Here is an 18,691-nt window from a genome sequence, read left to right as displayed (position 1 = left end):
TTAGCACGAGAGCTGATAAGCTGTCTACATGGACGAGATCAATCTGCCTGTGGTGATTCGCGATCGACGCGTCGAGACGCCCGAAGTCATGTGCTTCGAACTGGGGTCTGCGGAAGGTCGCCCGCTGCCTGACTTCCTGCCGGGCGCCTACGTGGACGTTCGCATGGGGAGCGCCGGCATCCGGAGCTATTCCCTTGTCAGGCGCTCAGGGGACCGGTCGAGCTATCTGATTGCCGTCAAGCGGGAGGCAGAGGGGCGCGGCGGCTCCTCATGGCTGCACGACAAGGCCGAGGTCGGCACCGCGTTGTCGATCAGCGCGCCCAAGGGCAGCTTCACATGGGTCGAGCAGCCATCCATGAGTTGTTTCGTGGCCGGGGGCATCGGCATCACGCCGCTCTTGCCCATGATCGAACGTGCGAAGGCGCTGGGTCGCCCCTGGCAGTTGCACTATGCGGCCGCTTCCCCCGAGCGCATGGCGTTTCGCGAGCAGGTGGAGCGCCTGGGTGAGGCCGGCGGGCAGGTGTATCTGCATTTCTCCGATGGATCGACGCCGCGTCTCGATGTCGCATCCGTGGTGCGCCGGTTGGATGCAAGCGCAGATGCCCACCTGTACTGCTGTGGTCCGGGCCGCATGGTGGATGCATTCCTCGCGGCGTCCGCGCATCGTGCCGCCCACACGGTCCATGTCGAGCGTTTCGGGGCGGGGCAGGCGCTCGCCACCGAGGGCGGCTATCAGGTGGAGCTGGCGCGAAGCGGCAGCCGTCACTTCGTGCCGCCGGGCAAGACGATCCTGGACGTTCTCATTGAAGCGGGCGCCGACGTGCCTTATTCCTGCGGGCAGGGCGTCTGCGGTGCGTGCCAGACCCGCGTGCTTCACGGAGACGTCGACCACCGCGATTGCTTCTTCACGGAGGAAGAGAAGGCTTCCAACAGCACGATGCTGATCTGCTGCTCCGGCGCCTGCTCCGACACCTTGGTACTGGACCTGTAGGCAGGGAATGAAATGAGTGACCCGATCGTGCTTGGCTATCGAGAGATGGACGTCGTGCATGCCGAGTTCGACGAATTGCTCGCTTCGGCCGTCTCCTCGGACGACGACGAACTCGCGCAGAAACTGGACTGCCTGGTGGAGCACCTGAAGCTGCACTTCGCCATGGAGGAAGAGTGGATGCTTGAGGGCGACTTTCCTCCGAGGGAATGCCATGCCGCCGAGCATGCGGCGGTGCTGCAGTCGGCAGCGGAAGTCCAGCCCATGGTGGCTCGCGGGAACCTGCACGTGGGGAGGTCCTTCATACGCGCGCTCGCCAACTGGTTTCCCCCGCATGCGACCCACCTCGATTCGGCCTTGGCGGCCTGGATGTGCAAGCGGCAGTCGGGAGGCAAACCGCTGGTCTTCCACCGGCGGATCGCATCGATTGACTAGCGCGGTATTTGGTTCTACCATTGGATCATTGATTCGAATTCCCAGAACGGAGACACAAGGATGCCCCACACACGTCGCGCCATGATGGTCGCGAGCCTGGCCGTTTCCCTCTGCACGCTGGCTGCGCCTTTCGCGGCAGCGCAGGACAAATTCCCGTCCAAGCCCATTCGCATCGTCGTGCCGTATGCGGCCGGAGGCAGTACGGACCAACTGGCGCGCGCCATCCAGAAGCCGATGGCGGACTTTCTCAAGCAGCCCGTCTTCGTCGACAACAGGGTCGGGGCAGGGGGCGCCATCGGGACCGAATTGGCCGTGAAGGCGGCTCCGGACGGCTATACGCTGGTCTTCGGCAACTCGGGTCCCAATGCGGTCTTGCCGGTGCTGCGCAAGACGCCCTACGACCCGTTGAAGGACCTGCGCCCGATCTCGACGGTGGCAATTGCGCCCCTGATCCTGGCGGTTGCCGCCGACAATCCTGCAAAGAACCTGAAGGACTTCCTCGCGCTGGCCAAGAAGTCGGGCACCGAGTGGAACTTCGGCTCGGTCGGCAACGGCTCGCTGTCCCACCTGACGGGCGAATACTTCAACAACAAGGCGGGATTGAGCCTTGCGCACATCCCCTTCAACGGCGGCGCCCCGATGATGACCGCGTTCGGCGGCGGTCAATTGCAGGCCGCGTTCGTGACGGGCCTCGATGGGCAGTCGATGGTGCAGGCAGGCAAGGTGCGCTACCTTGCGGTCGGCACGCCCGCACGCACGCCGGTCGTCCCGGGGCTGCCCGCCATTGCGGAGGAGGTGCCCGGATTCCGCAGCGTGGCCTGGTTCGGCGTGCTCGCCCCGCGTGGCATACCGGATGCCGTGGCCAACAAGCTGCATGAAGCCGTCGTGCACGCCGTGTCGCAACCCGAAGTGAAGAAGATGTTCTCGGATCGCGACGTCGAGGCACGGAGCAGCTCGCCGGAGGAACTGGACCGGATGATCCGCGATGAGATGGCGCAATGGGGCGACGTCGCCAGGCGCGCCAACATTCGGCTCGACTGATGGCTGCATCCATCAACGGACGCGAGGGGCCGCTCGCCGGACTGCGGGTGGTCGAGTTCGCAGGCTTGGGTCCGGGGCCGTTTGCATGCATGTTGCTCGCGAACATGGGGGCAGATGTCGTCCTGGTCGATCGCCCCGGCGGTCGCGTGGGCGACCCCTTGCAGCTCGTGAACCGGGGCCGCGAGGTCATCCATGCCGACTTGAAGTCCCCCACGGACCGCGAGAAGGTGCTGGCGTTGATTGCCCAGGCCGATGTTCTGGTGGAAGGCTATCGACCGGGCGTCATGGAGCGGCTGGGGCTCGGGCCCGACGCGGCAATGGCCCGAAACCCGGCGCTGGTGTACGCACGCATGACCGGCTGGGGGCAGGATGGCACGTTGGCCAGCACGGCCGGGCACGACATCAACTACATCGCGCTGACCGGTGCCCTGGCGGCGATCGGGCCTCGGGAGCGTCCTGTCCCGCCATTGAATCTGGTCGGCGACTACGCCGGCGGCAGCCTGCACCTGGCGCTCGGGATCATGGCGGCGGTGCACGAGGCGCGAACCTCCGGTGTCGGCCAGGTCGTCGATGCGGCGATCACGGACGGCGTGATCCAGTTGATGACCCTGTTCATCGCTCAATCGCAGCGCGGGCAGTTTTCCGAGCAGCGAGAGAGCAACATGCTCGATGGAGGCGCGCCCTGGTACGGCATCTATCCCACCCTGGATGGCCTGCACATGGCCGTCGGTGCCATCGAGCCGCAGTTCTTCTCGCTGTTGATGGATCGACTCGGTCTGGATGCCGGATGGAAGGCTGCGCAGCACGATGTCTCGCGCTGGCCGCAGATGCGCGCGGCGATCGGCGGCGCCTTCGGATCGCGTACGCGCGCCGAGTGGGTGACCGTGTTCGAGGGATCGGACGCATGCGTCACGCCGGTGCTCACGTTGAGCGAGGCTGCGCAGCACCCGCACAACGCTGCACGGGGAAATTTCGTGAGCTCGGACGGTGTGATGCAGCCGGCGTCGGCGCCGCGTTTCTCGCGCACGCCTTCAACGCGCGCTCTGCCCCCTGCGATGGGCCCTGTGGACCCGGAACTCGTCCTGCGCCGCTGGGATGGACGGCCGTGGGTGAGCTGATCGCGCCCAGGAGAATCGAACAATGAATGAGCGCACGCTGCGCGGACAGGTGGCCGTCGTCGGCATCGGCGAGACCGCCTATTTCAAGCATGGGCAATCGCCCGATCCGGAGTTCAAGCTGGCGTTGCGCGCGATCCTGGCCGCGTGCGCGGATGCAGGCATCAGTGCGAAGGAGATCGATGGCTTTTCCTCGTACAGCGACGATCGCAGCGATGCGGTCCGACTGGCAACCGCACTCGGACTCCCGCGGCTGAGGACCTCCCTCATGCAATGGGGCGGCGGTGGCGGCGGCTGCTGCGCCGCAGTCGCGAACGGCGCTGCCGCCATCGCAACAGGTCAGGCCGATTGCGTCGTCGTGTTCCGCTCGCTCGCGCAAGGGCAGTTCGGCCGCTTCGGCCAGAACACCGCCTCGGGAACGATCTCGGGCGAAAAGTCCTACCTGGTGCCGTACGGCGTGATCGCCCCGCCGCAGCGATTCGCCATGCGCGTCATGCGCTACATGCACGAGCACGGCGTGCGCCAGGAGGCCCTGCGCGCGATCGCGCTGGCCTCGTATCACCATGCGCAGAACAACCCGCGCGCGGTGATGCACGGGAAGCCGCTCGACGAAGAGCGCTATGACGAATCGCGCTGGATCGTCGAGCCATTCCATCTCTTCGATTGCTGCATGGAAAACGACGGGGCTGCGGCACTGGTGCTGATGGACGCCCAAAGGGCGAAAGACCTGAAGCAGAAGCCGGTGTACCTCCTGGGCGCGGCCTCCGGCGCCAGCGCCCGATTCGGCGCGCATGCCCACAACTCGCCGGCCTACGCCTCGGCGGATTTCACGACGGTGGCCGAGGATCTCTATCGGATGGCGCGCGTCTCCCCATCGGACGTGGGTTCCGTTCAAAGCTATGAGAACTTCACGGGCGGGGTCGTCATGGCCCTGGCCGAGCACGGCTTCTTCTCGCCGGACGAGGCCAATGAATTCCTGACGCTGGAGAACCTTCGCGCGTCGACGGGCCGGCTGCCCTTGAATACCAGCGGGGGCAACCTCGCGGAGTGCTACATGCACGGCTTCGAGCTGGTCCTGGAAGCGGTCAGGCAGGTGCGCGGGACCTCGTCGAACCAGGCCGCACGAGGCGACGTGGCGCTGGTGATCGGCGGGCCCATGGTGGCACCGGCCAGCAACTTGATTCTCGGGTCGCAAGCTGCCCTTTGAGCCGGAAGGATGATCGTGAACCACTACTTGCCCGCAGGACTGCCTGCTCCCGTTGCCGAGTCCGATGGCGTCGCGGAGCCCTTCTGGAGCAGTCTGCGCGAAGGGAAGCTGCGTGTGCAGCGTTGTGCGGAGTGCGGCACCTGGCAGTTCGGGCCCGAATGCATTTGCCACCACTGCCACGCGTTCGATCCGTCGTGGGAGGAGGTGCCTGCCGAGGGCGTGATCTACAGCTGGGAGCGCGTCTGGCATCCGGTCCATCCGGCATTGAAGGAGCGCTGCCCCTACATTGCGGTGCTGGTCGAATTGCCGCAGGCAGGCCACGTCCGACTGGTCGGCAACCTGCTGGGCGATCCGATGCAACCGGTCACCATCGGCGCACGCGTCTCAGGGCGCTTCGAGCATCACGCCGACGCGCCGGTGCCCTACACGCTGCTGCAGTGGCAACTCGATTGACGCCGCCGCGAGCTATCGCCCGTCTTGAGGCCTAAGCGACCGCCGGCCGGCCCGGCCGTCCGCCGGATCGGTGAGGTCGCCGGCGACGCCGGCGGCGGTCGCGCCCGCCGACTGCAGTTCATCGACGAGCCGATCGAGTCTTTCTCCCGGCCGTGATGCCGCAGCGGTCACGTGGATCCCGGTGCCGTCGCGCTGCGCCTGCTCGATCAGTGCAAAGCAGATGCCGCGCCCGATGCCGCCGGGCGCACCGGTGACGAGTGCGTGCCGCTTGCTGCTTGCGGTCGTCGCGGTCATGCAGATTCCTCAAGCGAACGGTAATGGGTGAGGGTCGCGGCGATGCCTTCGGCCAGCGTGCTTCGCCGGCCGGCCGCCAGCAGCTCGTCCGGGCCTTCCTCGGTCACATCGGCGGCGATCGTGAGCGGTGGGCCTTCGGCGCGGAGGTCGGCGTCCGGCACCTGTCGCCGGATCTCGGCGATCACCGCGTCGATCGTGTGCAACTCGCCTACGAGGTTGAAGACCTTCGCGCCTTCGGCCGGCGCGAAGAGCGCGTTTTCGAAAGCCTCCGCGACATCGTCGACGTAGACCAGCCCGCATGCGCCCGTGAACCCGATTGTGTAGGGAATGCCGCGCACGGCCGCGCGGCACGCGAGGCTCGGGCCGGCGCTGACGCCGGTCTCGCGGCCCGGGCCGTAGATCACGAAGGGCCTGAAGCCCGTGCTCGCGATGCGATGCTCGTTCCAGTACGCGCGCGCCGCGCCTTCGACCGCGAGCTTGAACGCGCCGTAGTGTGTCGCAGGCTCCGGATGGCGTGAATGCGCAGGCCCGTACACGCCGGCCGAGCTCGCGTAGACGACCTTCGAGAGACCTTGCGCGCGCGCGGCGTCGAACACGTGAAGCGAGCCGATCAGGTTGATCTCCGCGCCACGCACCGGATTCGCACTGCAGGCCGGCGTGAGCACGCCGGCGAGATGGATCACGGCGTCGCAGCCTTCCATCGCAGCGCGCACGTCGTCCGCACTCCGGATGTCGCCTTGCCTCCAATCGAGCTGCGATGCGTGGCGCGGCAGGACGATGTCGCTCGCGGTCCTTGGAGCGCCCGGAACGTCGAACAGCCTCAGCCGCGTTCCGCGCGCCGCGAGACGGCGCGCGATCCAAGCGGCGAGAAAGCCGCCTCCTCCGGTGATCAGCACTTGCTTCATCGATCGACCGGCCTCAGCTCATCTTGCACAGCGGCGACGGCGCGGGCACCAGCGACGGCGGGAAGGTGTGCTCGATCACCGGCACGATGGCGCCATCGACCGGCTTGGCGCGGGCCACGTAGTTGGGCAGCAGCAGCTGGTTGTCGGCGGCGCGCATGGTCACCGGGCCGTAGATGGAGTCGATCTGCGCGCCGCGCAGCGCCTTGCTGAGTTCGGCCGGCTTCACGCTGCCCGACTTCTTCACGCCCTCGAACATCACCTGCATGCCGTTGTAGGCCTGGCCTTCGTTGTCGGTCGGCAGGCGGTTGAACTTGGCCTTCCAGGCCGTGACGAAGGCCTTGTTGCGCGGGTTGTCGATGGTGGCGGTGTAGGCGGTGTTGCCCGGCGTGCCGTCCAGCGCCTTGCCGGTCGCGTTGATCATGAAGTTCTGGATCAGCGCATGGCCGATCAGCTTGGTCTTCGGAATGAGGCCGAACTCCTCGGCCTGCTTGACGAAGGCGATCGCATCGCGGCCGGTCTCTGCGACCCAGACCGCATCGACGTTGGCGGCCTTGAGCTGCGCGATGTAGGGCGAGAAGTCCTTGGTGCCCAGGGGCACGTACAGCGACAGCGCGACGGACTTGCCGGTCGCCTCGACCGCCTTCTTGAAGGATTCGCCGGAGTCGCGGCCCCAGACGTAATCGGCCGCGAGCACCGCGAAGCTCTTCTCCTTCAGGTCCTTGGCCCATTCGTTGATCATCGCGATGTCCATCGCATCCGAATGGTTGGTGCGGAAGCTGCGCGGCCGGCAGGTGTCGCCGGTGAGCTTGTCGGACTTGCTCGCGACCACGAAGTAGGCGGCGTCCCAGCGGTCGAGGTTCTGCGCGATCGCCAGCGAGATCGAGGAGGGGATGGCGCCGATCAGCAGGTTGTTGCCGTCGCGCGCGAGCTTCTCGGCCACGCGCCGGCCCGCATCGGGCGTGCCCTCGTCGTCGGCCTCGGCATACTCGACCTTGCGTCCGTCCACGCCGCCCTGGGCATTGGCTTCGTCGATCGCGAACTTCACGGCGCGCATGACTTCCTCGCCCTGTTGCGCGAAGACGCCGGACTTGGACGACACGAGGCCGACCTTGACCGGCTCCTTGCCTTGCGCCAATGCGGCGAACGGAATCACGGCCGCAAGCGCGCCGAGCGCGATGGCGTTGCGAGCGAAGTGCGAAGTCTTTCGATTAAACATGCGAGTCTCCTAGGTAATCAAAGTCCAAAGCCGAAGACGGTCCGGCGGCCGTGCGGAAGTCGTCGGGGGTCAAACCATGACGTGTGCCTCGAGGTCATGCAGGCTCTCGCGCGAGGGCTCGACCTGGCCCTGGGCGATCACCGATCCCTTGGCCATCGCGTAGTAGCGGCGCGCGACGCGCACCACGAGGCTCATGTTCTGCTCGATCAGCAGGAGCGCGGTGCCCTGGTCCGCCACCCGGTTGAAGATGTCGGCGAGCTGGTCGACGATCACCGGTGCGAGGCCTTCGGTCGGTTCGTCGAGCAGGATCAGCGAGGGATTCGCCATCAGCGCGCGCCCGACCGCGAGCATCTGCTGCTGTCCGCCGGAGAGCGCGGTGCCCGGCGTATGCGCGCGCTCGGCGAGGATCGGGAACAGCTTGTAGACCTCGGGCACGCTCCAGGGGCCCTTGCGGCCGACCGCGGCGCCCAGCAGCAGGTTCTCTTCCACGCTGAGATTGGCGACGATGCGCCGCCCCTGCGGAACCACCACCACGCCGTGCTGGGCCGCGACGTAGGGCCGCGGCCGCGCGAGCACCTGCCCGCCCAGCGCGACGCGGCCGCTGCGCAGGCTGGCCAGGCCCAGGATGGTGTTGACCACCGTCGTCTTGCCGACGCCGTTGCGGCCCACCAGCGCGACGCGCTCGCCTGCGTTCACCTTCAGGCTCAGCTTGTGGAGGATGTGGGCCGAGCCGTAGCAGGCATCGACCTTGTCGAGTTCGAGAAGGGGATTCATCACGCTGCACTCCCGAGATAGGCCTCGCGCACGCGCGGATCGGCGCGCACCGCGGCGGGCTCGCCTTGCGCGATCACGCGTCCGAGTTCGAAGACGGTCACGGCATCCGAGATGCCGAACACCACGTCCATGTCGTGCTCGACCAGCAGCACCGACACGTTCCAGCGCGAGGTCAGCGCCTTCAGGTGAGCAGCGAGGTCGTGCGATTCCTTGGCCGACAGGCCGGCCATCGGTTCGTCGAGCAGCAGTACCGTCGGCCGGCCCACGAGGGCGAGCGCGAGGTCGAGCCGGCGCTGTTCGCCGTAGCCCAGGTCGTCCGCGACGTCGTCGGCGCGATGCAGCAGGTCGAGCTCGCGCAGCACGGCCTGGGCATCTTCTTCGTGGTCCTTCGGGTTCATGCGGTGCGAGGCCAGCTCGACCTGCCGCCGCACCTTCATCTGGCCGAAGATGCTGGTGCGCTGGAAGCTGCGCGAAAGCCCGCGCGCGCGGCGCTCGACCACGCCGCAGGCGGTGACATCCTCGCCGCCGAGCATCACCTTGCCGCGTGTGAGGCGGCGGCGCCCGGTGATCGCATCGATCACGGTGGACTTGCCCGCGCCGTTGGGCCCGATCAGGCCGCGGATCTGGCCGCGTTCGAGCGTGAGCGAGACGCCGTCGACCGCCTTCACGCCACCGTAGTGGATCGCGACGTCGTCGGCCTGGAGTACGTAGGGGGACATTGCCGGTCTCCTTCAGGGGGCTCAGTGGGCCGACGCGGCGCGCGCGACGGGCGAGATCTTGCGGGGCTTGAAGAGGCGGTCCAGCACGCCTGCGATGCCGGTGGGCGAGTAGACGATGACGGTGATCAGCGCGATGCCGAAGATCGCCATCCAGTGGTTCGCGTAGTCGCCGAGCACGTCCTTAAAAAGGAAGTACACGATGGCGCCGAGGGCCGGGCCCCAGAGGGCCTTGTAGCCGCCGACGACGACCATCATCAGCGCGACGCCCGACACGCTCCAGTGCAGGCTCTCGGGCGAGACGAAGCCGGTGTTCAGCGCCGACAGCACGCCGCCGAGGCTGGTCACGAGCGCCGACAGCGCATAGATCGCGGCGCGCGGCAGCAACGTGCGCACGCCGATGAAGCGAGCGCGCTCCTCGTTGTCGCGCACCGCCTCGGTCAGGCTGCCGAAGCGGCTGCGCAGCAGCAGCGCGAGCGCAAGCGTGACGAGCACGAGCACGGTCCAGCACACCATGAACAGCACGGCCGGCTGGTGCAGCTGCGACTGCGAAAGGCCGAACAGGCTCTGCGGCCAGTTGATGTTCATGCCGTCGGCGCCGCCCGTCAGGCCGCGGGCGCGCGATGCGCTCAGGAAGGCCATCTGACCGATCGCCAATGTGAGCATGCTGAAGGCGACGCCTGGAACCCGCACGATCACCAGCCCGACGATGAACGCGATGACCGCGATGCCGAGCAGCGTGGCCGCGATCGCGAGTTCGGCCGGCATCAGTCCGAGTTCGAGGAGGATCCCCATCGAATAGCCGGAGACCCCGAAGAAGAGCGCGTGGCCGAAGCTCACCATGCCGTTCTGCCGCAGCAAGAGGCCCACGCCCATGGCGAAGACGGCATAGATCACGGCCTGCGTGAGCAGCGAGAGCACGGTGCCTGATCCGACCAGCGTGGCCGCGGCGGCGCCCGCAGCGAGGGCGCCGGACGCACCGAGCCCCATCCGAATGATGTTCATGTGAAAGCTCCAGGGAGTGGGGAGGCGGGCTCAGGTACGGCTGCCTGCGAAGCCGGAAGGCTTCCAGATCAGCACGGCGACCATGATCACGAACGGCAGGATGGCGGAGAAATCGGGCACGTAGACCGCGCCGAGCGCCTGGATCATTCCGAGCGCCATCGCCGCGACGAAGGCGCCGGCCAGCGAGCCGAGGCCGCCGACGACCACGACGACGAAGGAATCGATGATCACGTCGCTGCTCATCGACGGCGTGAGCGAGAGGAAGGGCGCCGCCACCACGCCGGCCAGCCCCGCGAGCGCGGTGCCGAGGCCGACCACGCCGGCGCTGAGCAGGTCGGTGTTCACGCCCTGCATCGCGGTCGTCGTGGGATCGGTGCTCGCGGCGCGCACGAAGAGCCCCACCTTCGAATGGCGCAGCCACAGCGTGAGGCCGAGCGCGACCAGCGCGCCGACGACGATCACGCCGATGCGGTAAGCGGGCAGCGGCGTGCCGAGAAAGTCGATCGACATCGCGAGGGCAGGGGGCACCTCGACCGTCAGGTTGCTCTTGCCCCAGACGGTCTGCACCAAGTCCTCGATCACGAGCAGCAGGCCGAAGGTGACCAGCACCACCGTGAGCGGATCGCGGTCCTGCAGCAGCCGGAAGCCGTAGCGGTCGAGCATCACGCCGAGCAGCGCCATCACCGCGGGTGCGGCAACCAGCGCGACCCAGAAATTGCTGTGCAGCGCGATCGAGTAGCCCAGGTAGGCGCCCAGCATGTAGAGCGAGCCGTGCGCGAAGTTGACCACGCGCCGCAGGCCGTAGATCAGCGCGAGCCCCGAGCACATGACGATCAGCAGCGCGCCGTAAACGAGGCCGTTGAAGAGGTTGATGGTGAGCATCGTCCTTGTCTCCTTGCGAGTCAGATGTCGGAAAGTGCGCCGGTGGGCGCGCCGAATGCGGTCCAGCCGCCGTCCGCCGACAAGGTGGCGCCGGTGACATAGCTGGAAGCCGGCGATGAAAGGAAGAAGATCGCTTCGGCGATCTCCGCCGGTTCGGCCATGCGGCCCAGCGGCGTGCGCGAAGCGATGGCGTGCGCATCGATCGCGCCGCGCCGCACCAGGTCGTCCACCAGTGCGGTGCGCACGTAGCCGGGCGCCACGGCATTGACGCGGATGCCCTCGCGCGCCCATTCGCTCGCGAGTGCGCGCGTCATGCCGAGCACGCCGGCCTTGGCGGCGCTGTAGGCGTTGCGGCCCGGGATGCCCGCCAGGCTCGCGATCGAGCCGAGGTTGACGATCGCGCCGCGCTGGCCACGTGCGTCGCGCGCCTGCGAGCGCATCGTGCCGAGCACCGCCTGCGTCATGAGGAACGTGCCTTTGAGGTTGACTGCCAGCACGCGGTCGAAGCCCTCGGGCGTCTGCGCGAGCGTCGGCGCGTTCTGTTCGCTGATGCCGGCGTTGTTGACGAGCGCGTCGATGCGGCCGAATCGCTCGACGACGCATGTCACGGCGGCGCGGACGCTCGTGGCATCGGTGACATCGCCGGCGATGGCGATGTGACCGACGCCGAGTGCGGCCGCGCGCGCCTGCGCGGCGTCTTCGCGCAGGTCGAGCAAGGCGACGCGCCAGCCGGCAGCGGCGAAGCGCTCCGCGGTGGCCCAGCCGATGCCGTCGGCGGCGCCGGTCACCAGCGCGGTGAGCGCGTGGGTGGATGCGTTGGCCATGGCTCAGGCGACCCTGCGGCGCGTCGGCGGTGTCCGGCTGAATCCGGCATCGTGCGCGGCTGCGGCGATGTGCCGTTCGCGGCGCCGCGGGCTCTCGTGGTCCGCTGTCTGTTGCATGTCTTGTCTCCTGTGCGCCGGTCAAAACCGGCAAAGTGTTGTGAATGAAAGTTTCATACGTTGAAGGCTTAGCCAGCTACGGCGGCCCCGAGTCATGCGTGCACATCCGCGAGGGTGTGGGCGAAGCGTTGATAGGGGGACGAGCGGGCCGGGTATCGAGCCGCGTAATACATGCCCCGTGGCGACAGCTGCGGGTGGTCCGGGGTGCCGAGGCAGTAGGAGAATGCCGAAGGTCACACCGTCGCTGCCGCATTGGCGAGGCAGAGGCGGACCCCGCGCGGTCAAAGACCCCGAGCACGCACGCAAGCACTTTGTTCGGGAACCGGGAGATCCCGCGTCCTTCTGCGCAGCGCTGGGAAGCGCTGGCTGCAGAGCGCATCGTGAAGCCCAAGGGCGTACGACGATGAGCCACAGGCGCGGGAAGTCGGACTGCTGCGTAGTACCGAAGAAGCTGCCGAACAAGGCTGCGGGGGAAGCTCCTGCGGCGGCGGAGGTGGTGGAGGGAAGGCGGCAGGCCAAGGGAAATGCCATCGCGGCGCGCATGTCCCGCAGATCGGTGCGGGTCTATGACATGGGAACCGCGCTCGATGGCATACGACAGACGGCAAAGGGCCGTCGTGATGCGAGGTTCACGGGACTGCTGCATCACATCTACGCGGTCGAACGCCTGCGGGCGGCTTACCTCGCGCTCAAGCGCGACGCGGCCGCCGGGGTGGACGGCCAGACCTGGCAGACGTACGGACAGGACCTGGAGGGCAATCTCCTGGAGTTGTCCGAGCGGCTGGCCCGAGGGGGCTACCGGCCCCAGCCTGTGAAGAGGGTGTACATCGACAAGGCCGACGGCAGCAAGCGCCCGCTGGGCGTGCCGGCGCTGGAGGACAAGCTCGTCCAGCGTGCCACGGTCGAAGTGTTGAACGCCATCTACGAGCAGGACTTCCTCGGGTTCAGCTACGGCTTCAGGCCCGGGCGCAGCGCGCACAACGCGCTGGATGCCGTGGCGGTGGGTGTGGGCGCAAGGAAGGTGAACTGGATACTCGATGCGGACATCGCCAAGTTCTTCGACACGATCGAAAGGGACTGGCTGGTGAAGTTCATCGAACATCGCGTGGCTGACACGCGCGTGGTGCGGCTGATCAAGAAATGGCTGCACGCGGGCGTGCTGGAGGACGGCAGGCTCACGCAAGGTGAGTTGGGGACGGTTCAGGGCGGGAGCATCAGTCCGCTGCTGGCCAACATCTACCTGCACTATGCGTTGGACCTGTGGGTGAAGCAGTGGAGGGGGCGCCATGCCCGGGGTGACGTGATCGTCGTGCGCTACGCCGACGATTGGGTTGCGGGGTTCCAGTTCCGTGATGACGCCGAGCGCTTCCAGCGCGCGGTGGCCGAGCGGCTGGGCCAGTTCGGGTTGAAGCTGCATCCCGAGAAGACGCGGCTGATCGAGTTCGGGCGCTTCGCCCACGAGAACCGACGCCGCAAGGGACAAGGCAAGCCGCAGACCTTCGACTTCCTGGGGTTCACGCATTGCTGCGGGACGACCCGAAAGGGCAAGTTCATGGTCCTGCGACTCACCAGTGCCAAACGCCTGCGAGCCAAGCTGCAGGTGATCAAGCTCGAACTCAGAAGGCGCATGCACCAACCCATCCCGGAGCAGGGCCAGTACCTGCGGGCGGTGGTGACTGGGCATGCGCGCTACTTCGGCGTGCCGTGCAACGGCGCGCGGCTGAGGACATTCCGCCATCAGGTCGTCGGGCTGTGGCATCGCACGCTGTGCCGCCGCAGCCAGAGCCACGACCTGCCTTGGCGACGCATGTATCGCTTGATGGCGCACTGGCTGCCTGTCCCGAACATCTGCCACCCCTACCCGAACCAGCGTCTGATCGTCATGACCCAAGGCAGGAGCCGTATGCGGTAGCTCCGCACGTACGGATCTGTGGAGGGGGTGTTGGGTGACTGACATTCCTACTCTGACTCTTTCCTCAATTGCCATGCGGTCTGCGCGGTGATTGGCGCGCGTCGCACCCATGGCGGGATTGTTGGCGAGGGGCTTGTCGCGTGCGTCGACGATTCAGGCCGACACCCGGACAATTCGTGCGCGGCCGATCAGGTTTTCCCTAGGGCTTCGGCCGGCTCCGCGCGCGCTGCGTTTCGCGCCGCCCGTGCCGCGGCGTGGCGCGCGGCAAGCCGTGCGAACACGATGCCGGGCCCGATCGTGATGCCGGGCGCGGTGTAGACGCCGCCCATGATCGAGTGCATGTCGTTGCCCACGGCGTAGAGCCCTTCGATCGGCGCGCCGGCCGCGTCGAGCGCGCGCGCGTTCGCATCGGTCGCGAAGCCGGCGGCGGCGCCGATGTCGCCCGGATAGAGCCGCACTGCGTAGAACGGGCCTCGAGTGAGCGGGCCGAGGCAGGGATTGGGCCCCGGCCAGCTCGCGTCGCCGATGTTCTGCGAGTAGACGGTGCTGCCCCTGTGGAAGTCGGGATCGATGCCCTGGCTGGCATTCGCGTTGAAGCGCCGCGCGGTTTGCGCGAGCTTCACGGGGTCGATGGCAAGCGCCTGCGCCAGCGATTCGATGGTCTCGCCGCGCACCAGGTAACCGTCGGCGAGGTAGGGTGCGAGGCCCTTTGCGCCGGGGCGGACCATGCCGATGCCGTACTTGCGCAATGCATCGGCGTCGCAGACGAGAAAGGCCGGCACGCTGTTCTGGCCGCCCTGCTGCAGCTTCTGCATCGCCAGGCCGAACAGGTGGTACGAGGTGCTTTCGTTGACGAAGCGCTCGCCGGCCCGGTTCACCGTGAGCATGCCGGGCTTGGCGCGGTCCATCACGAAATGAGGGAACACGCCGGTGCTGCCGTCGGCGCGACGGCGCCGGGAGACGGGCGCCCAGAAGGCGGGGCTCATCGCGCCTTCGCCGTAGCGCGCGCCCACGGCTTCCGCCAGCGGATGCGCTTCGCCGGTGTGGCCGGGAGCGCCGGGGCACCACTGGATGTCGACGCCCGGCAGCATCGCCGCGCGGCGCGCGGGATCGCGGTTGAAGCCGCCGCTGGCCAGCACGACGCCGCCCCGCACGCGCACCGTGCGCCGCGCGTCGCCCTGTTTCAGGACGATCGAGTCGATGCCGTCCTCGGCCCGCTCGATCCGTTCGACGTTGGTGTCGAGCGCGAGGCTGACCTCGTCGCGTTGCGCGAGCGAATACAGCAGTCTGGCAACGAGCGCATTGCCCATCACGAGGCGGGTGCCGCGTGCATGGCGCAGGCGGTCGACGGCGTGGCGCCCCAGGATCCTGGCCGAGTGCCGCAGCGAGGCGACGGACCGCGACATGCCCAGCAGGTGGTTGATGTCGGTGCGGTCGACCATCATGCCGCCGAGCACGGTGAATTCGGGGATCGGCGGGCGCACGAGCGGGAACAGCTCGCCCAGCAGGCGACCGTCGAACGGCATCGGTTCGAGTGCCCGGCCGTTGACGGTGGAGCCGCCGAGGTCCGAGATGTAGTCGGGATGCCTCGGGCAGGCGCGGAACCTGACATCGGTCTTCGCTTCCAGCGCTTCGATGGCTTCGGCGCCATGGTCGAGAAAGGCCTGCCGCAGCTCGGCGGATGTACGGGCGCCGATCGCGTTGTCGAGGTAGCGGCCTGCCTCGGCGATCGTGTCCCGCGGATTCACGCCGGCGCCGAGGCGCGTGCCGGGGACCCAGGTCGTGCCGGCGGACAGCGCGGTGGTGCCGCCGACATGCGATGTGCGCTCGACGAGCAGCACCTTCCGGCCTTCGAGCGCCGCGAACAGCGCGGTGGCCATGCCGGCGCCGCCGGCGCCGATCACCACGACGTCGAACGGTGCGTCCTGCGGCAGGGAAGCGAGGGTCTGGATGCGATGCATGTCATTGCTCCACGAGGAAGTCGACCATCAGGTCGCGCACCCGGGCGAACATGTCGGCGCCGGTCGCGGTGCCGCAGCCCTTGGCGCGCGCGGCCGCGATCAGCGGCGAGATGGCGGGCGCGGTGATCACGCAGCCGACGAAGGTCTTCGGATCGAGGCCTTCGATGTCGACCGGATACGGGTCGCCTTCCTTCATGCCGGCCGGCGAGGCATTGATGACCAGATCGAAGCCCGTCGGGTCGCTGGTGCCGGCGGCCACCGGGCATCGATCGAGACCCGCGAGGCGCGCGACGAGCGCATCGCGGCGCGCGGTGTCGCCGTCATGGATCGCGAGCGAGGCCACGCCGGCCATCACCAGCGCATGGGCGATCGCCGAGCCCGCGCCGCCGGCACCGACCAGCAGCGCCTTGCGGCCGGCCGGCTCGCACTCGCGATCGCGCAGCGCAGCGACGTAGCCGAGGCCGTCGAACATGTCGCCGTGCCAGCTGCCATCGGGGTTGCGGCGCATCGTGTTCACCGCGCCCAGGAAGCGCGCGCGCTCGGAAGCACTGCCACAGAGCGCGAAGCATGCGAACTTGTGGGGCACGGTCACGATGACGCCATCCACGTTCTGCGCCAGCGAGACACCCTCCAGCCAGCGCGCGAGCGCCGCCGGGGCCACGTGGGCGGGCATCACCATGGCATTGAGCCCGCGCGCGGCGAAGGCGCGGCTCACGTCGCCCGGCGATTTCACCTGCGCGATCGGGTCGCCCACGATGTAGTGGACGCGGGTCGCACCGTTCAACAAAAGCTGTTCCGACATCTCGATCTGTCTCCTTGGTCCTGTGCGCATCCGCATGGCTTGCGCGGGTCGATGGCATGATCGTAGCGAAAACTGGAATAGGATTCAAGTATTGAATTTGATTCCGAAAATATCTAGAATCTGGCCGGAGACAAACATGAACCATCGCAAGACCCCCATCGCCCTGTTCGGCGCCGGCGCCATCGGCCGCACGCATCTCGATCGGCTGCAGCGCAGCGATCGGGTGTCGCTCGCGGCGATCGCCGACCCGACGGAAGCCGGCCGCGCCGCGGCGCAGGCGGCGGGCGTGCCCTGGTTCGCGGATCACCGCGCGCTGCTCGAAGCCGCGCGCCCGGCCGGCGCGATCGTGGCGACGCCGAATGCGACCCACGTATCGATCGCGCTCGATTGCCTCGCCGAAGGCGTCGCCGTGCTGGTCGAGAAGCCGGTGGCCGACACCGTGGCCGATGCAGAGCGCCTCGTCCTGGCGGAGGCCCGGCACCGCGTGCCGGTGCTGGTCGGCCACCACCGCCGTCACAACCCGGTGATCCGGCGTGCACGCGAGATCGTGGCCGCCGGCCGCCTGGGCCGCGTCGTCGCGGTCAACGCGCTCGCGACCTTCCTCAAGCCCGACAGCTACTTCGAGACGGCATGGCGCCGCCAGCCCGGCGGCGGCCCGGTGCTGATCAACCTCATCCACGACATCGACCTGCTGCGCTTCCTGGTCGGCGAGATCGAATCGGTGCAGGCGGAGGGCAGCCACGCCGTGCGCGGCTTCGAGGTCGAGGACAGCGCCGCGGCCGTGCTGCGATTCAGCGGCGGCGCGATCGGCACCGTGATCGTCTCGGATGCCGTCGCGGCCCCCTGGTGCTGGGACTTCTGTGCCGGCGAATCGCCCGCCTATCCGCGCCAGGCCGTGCAGTCGCACTTCATCGCCGGCACGCACGGCTCGCTCTCGCTGCCCGACCTCGCGCTGTGGCACTACGCGGGCGCACGCGGCTGGCACGAAGAGCTCACGCGCGAACAGCGCGTGGTGCACCAGGGCGATCCGTACGAGCGGCAGCTCGCGCATTTCGCCGACCTCGTCGAGGGCCGCGAAACCGTTTCCCTGTGCAGCGCGCTCGACGGCCTGCGCACGCTGGCCGCGACCCGCGCGGTGCTCGATGCCGCGGCCAGGGCGCCCCGCGCATCGGATACGCTGGTCCTTCCCGTCAACGAAGGAAGGAACGAATCATGAGCGGCGTCATGGAAAGAACCCTGGGCATTCTCGAACTGCTGTCCCAGCACGGAGAAGGCCTCGAACTCGCAGCCGTCGCCGACCGGCTCAACATGCCGCGCAGCGCGGCGCACCGGCTGCTGAACGACCTGATCCGGGTCGGCTACGTGCGCCAGCTGCGCGACCACGGCGACTACATGCTGACCACCAAGCTGGTGTCGGTCGGCCTGTCGTTCCTGAGCCAGAGCGGCATCGTGGACTTCTCGCAGCCGCTGCTCGACCGCCTGGCCGAGATCTCGGGCGAGCTCGTGCGCCTGTCGGTGGTCGACGGCGAGCGCCTGACATGGGTCGCGCGCGCACAGGGCGCGCGGCAGGGCCTGCGCTACGACCCCGATATGGGCAGCGATGCGCGGCTGTCGTGCTCCTCGTCGGGCCTCGCATGGATGGCCGGCTTGAGCGACGACGAGGCGATGACGCTCGCCTCCCGCCAGGGCATCGGCCAGCCCGAGGAATACGGGCCCAACGCGCCGCGCACCATGCAGGAAATGATGGCCATGGTGCATGCCGCGCGCGAGCGCGGCTACAGCGTGACCGTCGAAACCTTCACCGCCGGCCTCAACGCGATGGCCGCGCCGGTGCGCCTCGGCAACCGGCCGCCGATCGGCGTCATCACGATCGCCGGCCCCACGGTGCGCTTCACCGAGGAACGCATGCACGCGCTCGCGCCCGAACTGCTCGCGATCTGCGAGCAGATGGCCGCTGCGAGCGGCACCTCGCCCTTCTTCCAGGGCGCCCACGCCGGCAACGGCGGACGCCAATCCGGCCGATTGCCGATCTACGCCGCCTAGC

General features: G+C 68.1%; 19 protein-coding genes. 9 read left to right on the top strand and 10 right to left on the bottom strand.

The genetic code is table 11. From position 1 onward, the window contains the following. Positions 1-28 precede the first annotated feature (28 nt). Genes VAR608DRAFT_RS12355 through VAR608DRAFT_RS12330 form a run of 6 tightly spaced genes read left to right on the top strand, consistent with a single transcriptional unit; the run spans position 29 to position 5,239 of the window. Positions 29-991, top strand: a complete 963-nt coding sequence (locus tag VAR608DRAFT_RS12355; RefSeq protein WP_088954329.1) for a PDR/VanB family oxidoreductase — start codon at positions 29-31, stop codon at positions 989-991. Between the two features lie 12 nt (positions 992-1,003). Beyond that, entirely contained in the window at positions 1,004-1,423 is a 420-nt protein-coding gene (locus VAR608DRAFT_RS12350; protein ID WP_088954328.1) for a hemerythrin domain-containing protein, read from the top strand. Between the two features lie 60 nt (positions 1,424-1,483). Then, complete coding sequence (locus tag VAR608DRAFT_RS12345) at positions 1,484-2,464, top strand: Bug family tripartite tricarboxylate transporter substrate binding protein (protein WP_088954327.1); 981 nt, start codon at positions 1,484-1,486, stop codon at positions 2,462-2,464. Beyond that, a complete protein-coding gene (locus VAR608DRAFT_RS12340; protein WP_088954326.1) occupies positions 2,464-3,582 on the top strand; it encodes a CaiB/BaiF CoA transferase family protein in 1,119 nt (372 codons plus the stop codon). The genes VAR608DRAFT_RS12345 and VAR608DRAFT_RS12340 overlap by 1 nt, the downstream gene beginning before the upstream one ends. A 22-nt stretch (positions 3,583-3,604) precedes the next feature. Then, on the top strand, positions 3,605-4,786 hold the full coding sequence (locus VAR608DRAFT_RS12335) for a thiolase C-terminal domain-containing protein (RefSeq protein WP_088954325.1): 1,182 nt from the start codon (positions 3,605-3,607) through the stop codon (positions 4,784-4,786). 15 nt (positions 4,787-4,801) lie between these two features. Continuing rightward, positions 4,802-5,239 carry a Zn-ribbon domain-containing OB-fold protein gene (locus VAR608DRAFT_RS12330; protein WP_231973460.1) on the top strand — a complete coding sequence of 146 codons (438 nt, stop codon included), beginning with the start codon at positions 4,802-4,804 and terminating at the stop codon, positions 5,237-5,239. Between the two features lie 12 nt (positions 5,240-5,251). On the opposite strand, the gene VAR608DRAFT_RS12325 is transcribed toward VAR608DRAFT_RS12330, so the two are convergent. The 8 genes from VAR608DRAFT_RS12325 to VAR608DRAFT_RS12290 all read right to left on the bottom strand — a co-directional run bounded on the left by VAR608DRAFT_RS12325 (position 5,252) and on the right by VAR608DRAFT_RS12290 (position 11,855). Continuing rightward, positions 5,252-5,533 carry an SDR family NAD(P)-dependent oxidoreductase gene (locus VAR608DRAFT_RS12325; protein WP_088954323.1) on the bottom strand — a complete coding sequence of 94 codons (282 nt, stop codon included), beginning with the start codon at positions 5,531-5,533 and terminating at the stop codon, positions 5,252-5,254. Continuing rightward, on the bottom strand, positions 5,530-6,438 hold the full coding sequence (locus VAR608DRAFT_RS12320; RefSeq protein ID WP_088954322.1) for an NAD-dependent epimerase/dehydratase family protein: 909 nt from the start codon (positions 6,436-6,438) through the stop codon (positions 5,530-5,532). The genes VAR608DRAFT_RS12325 and VAR608DRAFT_RS12320 overlap by 4 nt, the downstream gene beginning before the upstream one ends. A gap of 13 nt (positions 6,439-6,451) precedes the next feature. Continuing rightward, entirely contained in the window at positions 6,452-7,654 is a 1,203-nt protein-coding gene (locus VAR608DRAFT_RS12315; RefSeq protein WP_088954321.1) for an ABC transporter substrate-binding protein, read from the bottom strand. 69 nt (positions 7,655-7,723) lie between these two features. Then, positions 7,724-8,428 (bottom strand): ABC transporter ATP-binding protein, encoded by a 705-nt coding sequence (locus VAR608DRAFT_RS12310; RefSeq protein ID WP_088954320.1) that lies wholly within the window; start codon positions 8,426-8,428, stop codon positions 7,724-7,726. After that, positions 8,428-9,147 (bottom strand): ABC transporter ATP-binding protein, encoded by a 720-nt coding sequence (locus VAR608DRAFT_RS12305; protein ID WP_088954319.1) that lies wholly within the window; start codon positions 9,145-9,147, stop codon positions 8,428-8,430. Before VAR608DRAFT_RS12305 ends, VAR608DRAFT_RS12310 begins: the two co-directional genes overlap by 1 nt. A 21-nt stretch (positions 9,148-9,168) precedes the next feature. Continuing rightward, positions 9,169-10,149, bottom strand: coding sequence for a branched-chain amino acid ABC transporter permease (locus VAR608DRAFT_RS12300; protein WP_088954318.1), 981 nt, complete (start codon positions 10,147-10,149; stop codon positions 9,169-9,171). Positions 10,150-10,179: 30 nt separating this feature from the next. Beyond that, positions 10,180-11,031 carry a branched-chain amino acid ABC transporter permease gene (locus tag VAR608DRAFT_RS12295; RefSeq protein ID WP_088954317.1) on the bottom strand — a complete coding sequence of 284 codons (852 nt, stop codon included), beginning with the start codon at positions 11,029-11,031 and terminating at the stop codon, positions 10,180-10,182. 20 nt (positions 11,032-11,051) lie between these two features. Next, on the bottom strand, positions 11,052-11,855 hold the full coding sequence (locus VAR608DRAFT_RS12290; protein ID WP_088954316.1) for an SDR family NAD(P)-dependent oxidoreductase: 804 nt from the start codon (positions 11,853-11,855) through the stop codon (positions 11,052-11,054). A 520-nt stretch (positions 11,856-12,375) separates the two neighbouring features. Between VAR608DRAFT_RS12290 and ltrA the strand changes: the two genes are divergently transcribed. Next, complete coding sequence (ltrA, locus tag VAR608DRAFT_RS12285; RefSeq protein WP_231973458.1) at positions 12,376-13,884, top strand: group II intron reverse transcriptase/maturase; 1,509 nt, start codon at positions 12,376-12,378, stop codon at positions 13,882-13,884. A gap of 188 nt (positions 13,885-14,072) precedes the next feature. Here ltrA and VAR608DRAFT_RS12280 read toward each other — a convergent pair whose 3' ends face one another. Beyond that, a complete protein-coding gene (locus VAR608DRAFT_RS12280) occupies positions 14,073-15,845 on the bottom strand; it encodes an FAD-dependent oxidoreductase (RefSeq protein ID WP_088954315.1) in 1,773 nt (590 codons plus the stop codon). Between the two features lies 1 nt (position 15,846). Then, positions 15,847-16,647 (bottom strand): shikimate dehydrogenase family protein, encoded by an 801-nt coding sequence (locus tag VAR608DRAFT_RS12275; protein WP_088954314.1) that lies wholly within the window; start codon positions 16,645-16,647, stop codon positions 15,847-15,849. Between the two features lie 136 nt (positions 16,648-16,783). Between VAR608DRAFT_RS12275 and VAR608DRAFT_RS12270 the strand changes: the two genes are divergently transcribed. Beyond that, the gene (locus VAR608DRAFT_RS12270; protein ID WP_088954313.1) at positions 16,784-17,863 is read left to right on the top strand and encodes a Gfo/Idh/MocA family oxidoreductase; all 1,080 of its coding nucleotides are present in this window, start codon (positions 16,784-16,786) and stop codon (positions 17,861-17,863) included. Then, the gene (locus VAR608DRAFT_RS12265; protein WP_088954312.1) at positions 17,860-18,690 is read left to right on the top strand and encodes an IclR family transcriptional regulator; all 831 of its coding nucleotides are present in this window, start codon (positions 17,860-17,862) and stop codon (positions 18,688-18,690) included. The genes VAR608DRAFT_RS12270 and VAR608DRAFT_RS12265 overlap by 4 nt, the downstream gene beginning before the upstream one ends. Position 18,691 lies beyond the last annotated feature (1 nt).

The sequence above is a fragment of the Variovorax sp. HW608 genome (genome assembly GCF_900090195.1).
Classification (GTDB): Bacteria; Pseudomonadota; Gammaproteobacteria; order Burkholderiales; family Burkholderiaceae_C; genus Variovorax.
Note: the sequence above shows the minus strand (reverse complement) of the source record. Positions and strands in the feature narration are given on the sequence as shown.

Bases quoted from the DNA above. Each gene is read 5' to 3' on its own strand.
- VAR608DRAFT_RS12355 (WP_088954329.1), top strand. From the start codon at position 29: ATGGACGAGATCAATCTGCCTGTGGTGATTCGCGATCGACGCGTCGAG.
- VAR608DRAFT_RS12350 (WP_088954328.1), top strand. From the start codon at position 1,004: ATGAGTGACCCGATCGTGCTTGGCTATCGAGAGATGGACGTCGTGCAT.
- VAR608DRAFT_RS12345 (WP_088954327.1), top strand. From the start codon at position 1,484: ATGCCCCACACACGTCGCGCCATGATGGTCGCGAGCCTGGCCGTTTCC.
- VAR608DRAFT_RS12340 (WP_088954326.1), top strand. From the start codon at position 2,464: ATGGCTGCATCCATCAACGGACGCGAGGGGCCGCTCGCCGGACTGCGG.
- VAR608DRAFT_RS12335 (WP_088954325.1), top strand. From the start codon at position 3,605: ATGAATGAGCGCACGCTGCGCGGACAGGTGGCCGTCGTCGGCATCGGC.
- VAR608DRAFT_RS12325 (WP_088954323.1), bottom strand. From the start codon at position 5,533: ATGACCGCGACGACCGCAAGCAGCAAGCGGCACGCACTCGTCACCGGT.
- VAR608DRAFT_RS12320 (WP_088954322.1), bottom strand. From the start codon at position 6,438: ATGAAGCAAGTGCTGATCACCGGAGGAGGCGGCTTTCTCGCCGCTTGG.
- VAR608DRAFT_RS12315 (WP_088954321.1), bottom strand. From the start codon at position 7,654: ATGTTTAATCGAAAGACTTCGCACTTCGCTCGCAACGCCATCGCGCTC.
- VAR608DRAFT_RS12310 (WP_088954320.1), bottom strand. From the start codon at position 8,428: ATGAATCCCCTTCTCGAACTCGACAAGGTCGATGCCTGCTACGGCTCG.
- VAR608DRAFT_RS12305 (WP_088954319.1), bottom strand. From the start codon at position 9,147: ATGTCCCCCTACGTACTCCAGGCCGACGACGTCGCGATCCACTACGGT.
- VAR608DRAFT_RS12300 (WP_088954318.1), bottom strand. From the start codon at position 10,149: ATGAACATCATTCGGATGGGGCTCGGTGCGTCCGGCGCCCTCGCTGCG.
- VAR608DRAFT_RS12295 (WP_088954317.1), bottom strand. From the start codon at position 11,031: ATGCTCACCATCAACCTCTTCAACGGCCTCGTTTACGGCGCGCTGCTG.
- VAR608DRAFT_RS12290 (WP_088954316.1), bottom strand. From the start codon at position 11,855: ATGGCCAACGCATCCACCCACGCGCTCACCGCGCTGGTGACCGGCGCC.
- ltrA (WP_231973458.1), top strand. From the start codon at position 12,376: ATGAGCCACAGGCGCGGGAAGTCGGACTGCTGCGTAGTACCGAAGAAG.
- VAR608DRAFT_RS12280 (WP_088954315.1), bottom strand. From the start codon at position 15,845: ATGCATCGCATCCAGACCCTCGCTTCCCTGCCGCAGGACGCACCGTTC.
- VAR608DRAFT_RS12275 (WP_088954314.1), bottom strand. From the start codon at position 16,647: ATGTCGGAACAGCTTTTGTTGAACGGTGCGACCCGCGTCCACTACATC.
- VAR608DRAFT_RS12270 (WP_088954313.1), top strand. From the start codon at position 16,784: ATGAACCATCGCAAGACCCCCATCGCCCTGTTCGGCGCCGGCGCCATC.
- VAR608DRAFT_RS12265 (WP_088954312.1), top strand. From the start codon at position 17,860: ATGAGCGGCGTCATGGAAAGAACCCTGGGCATTCTCGAACTGCTGTCC.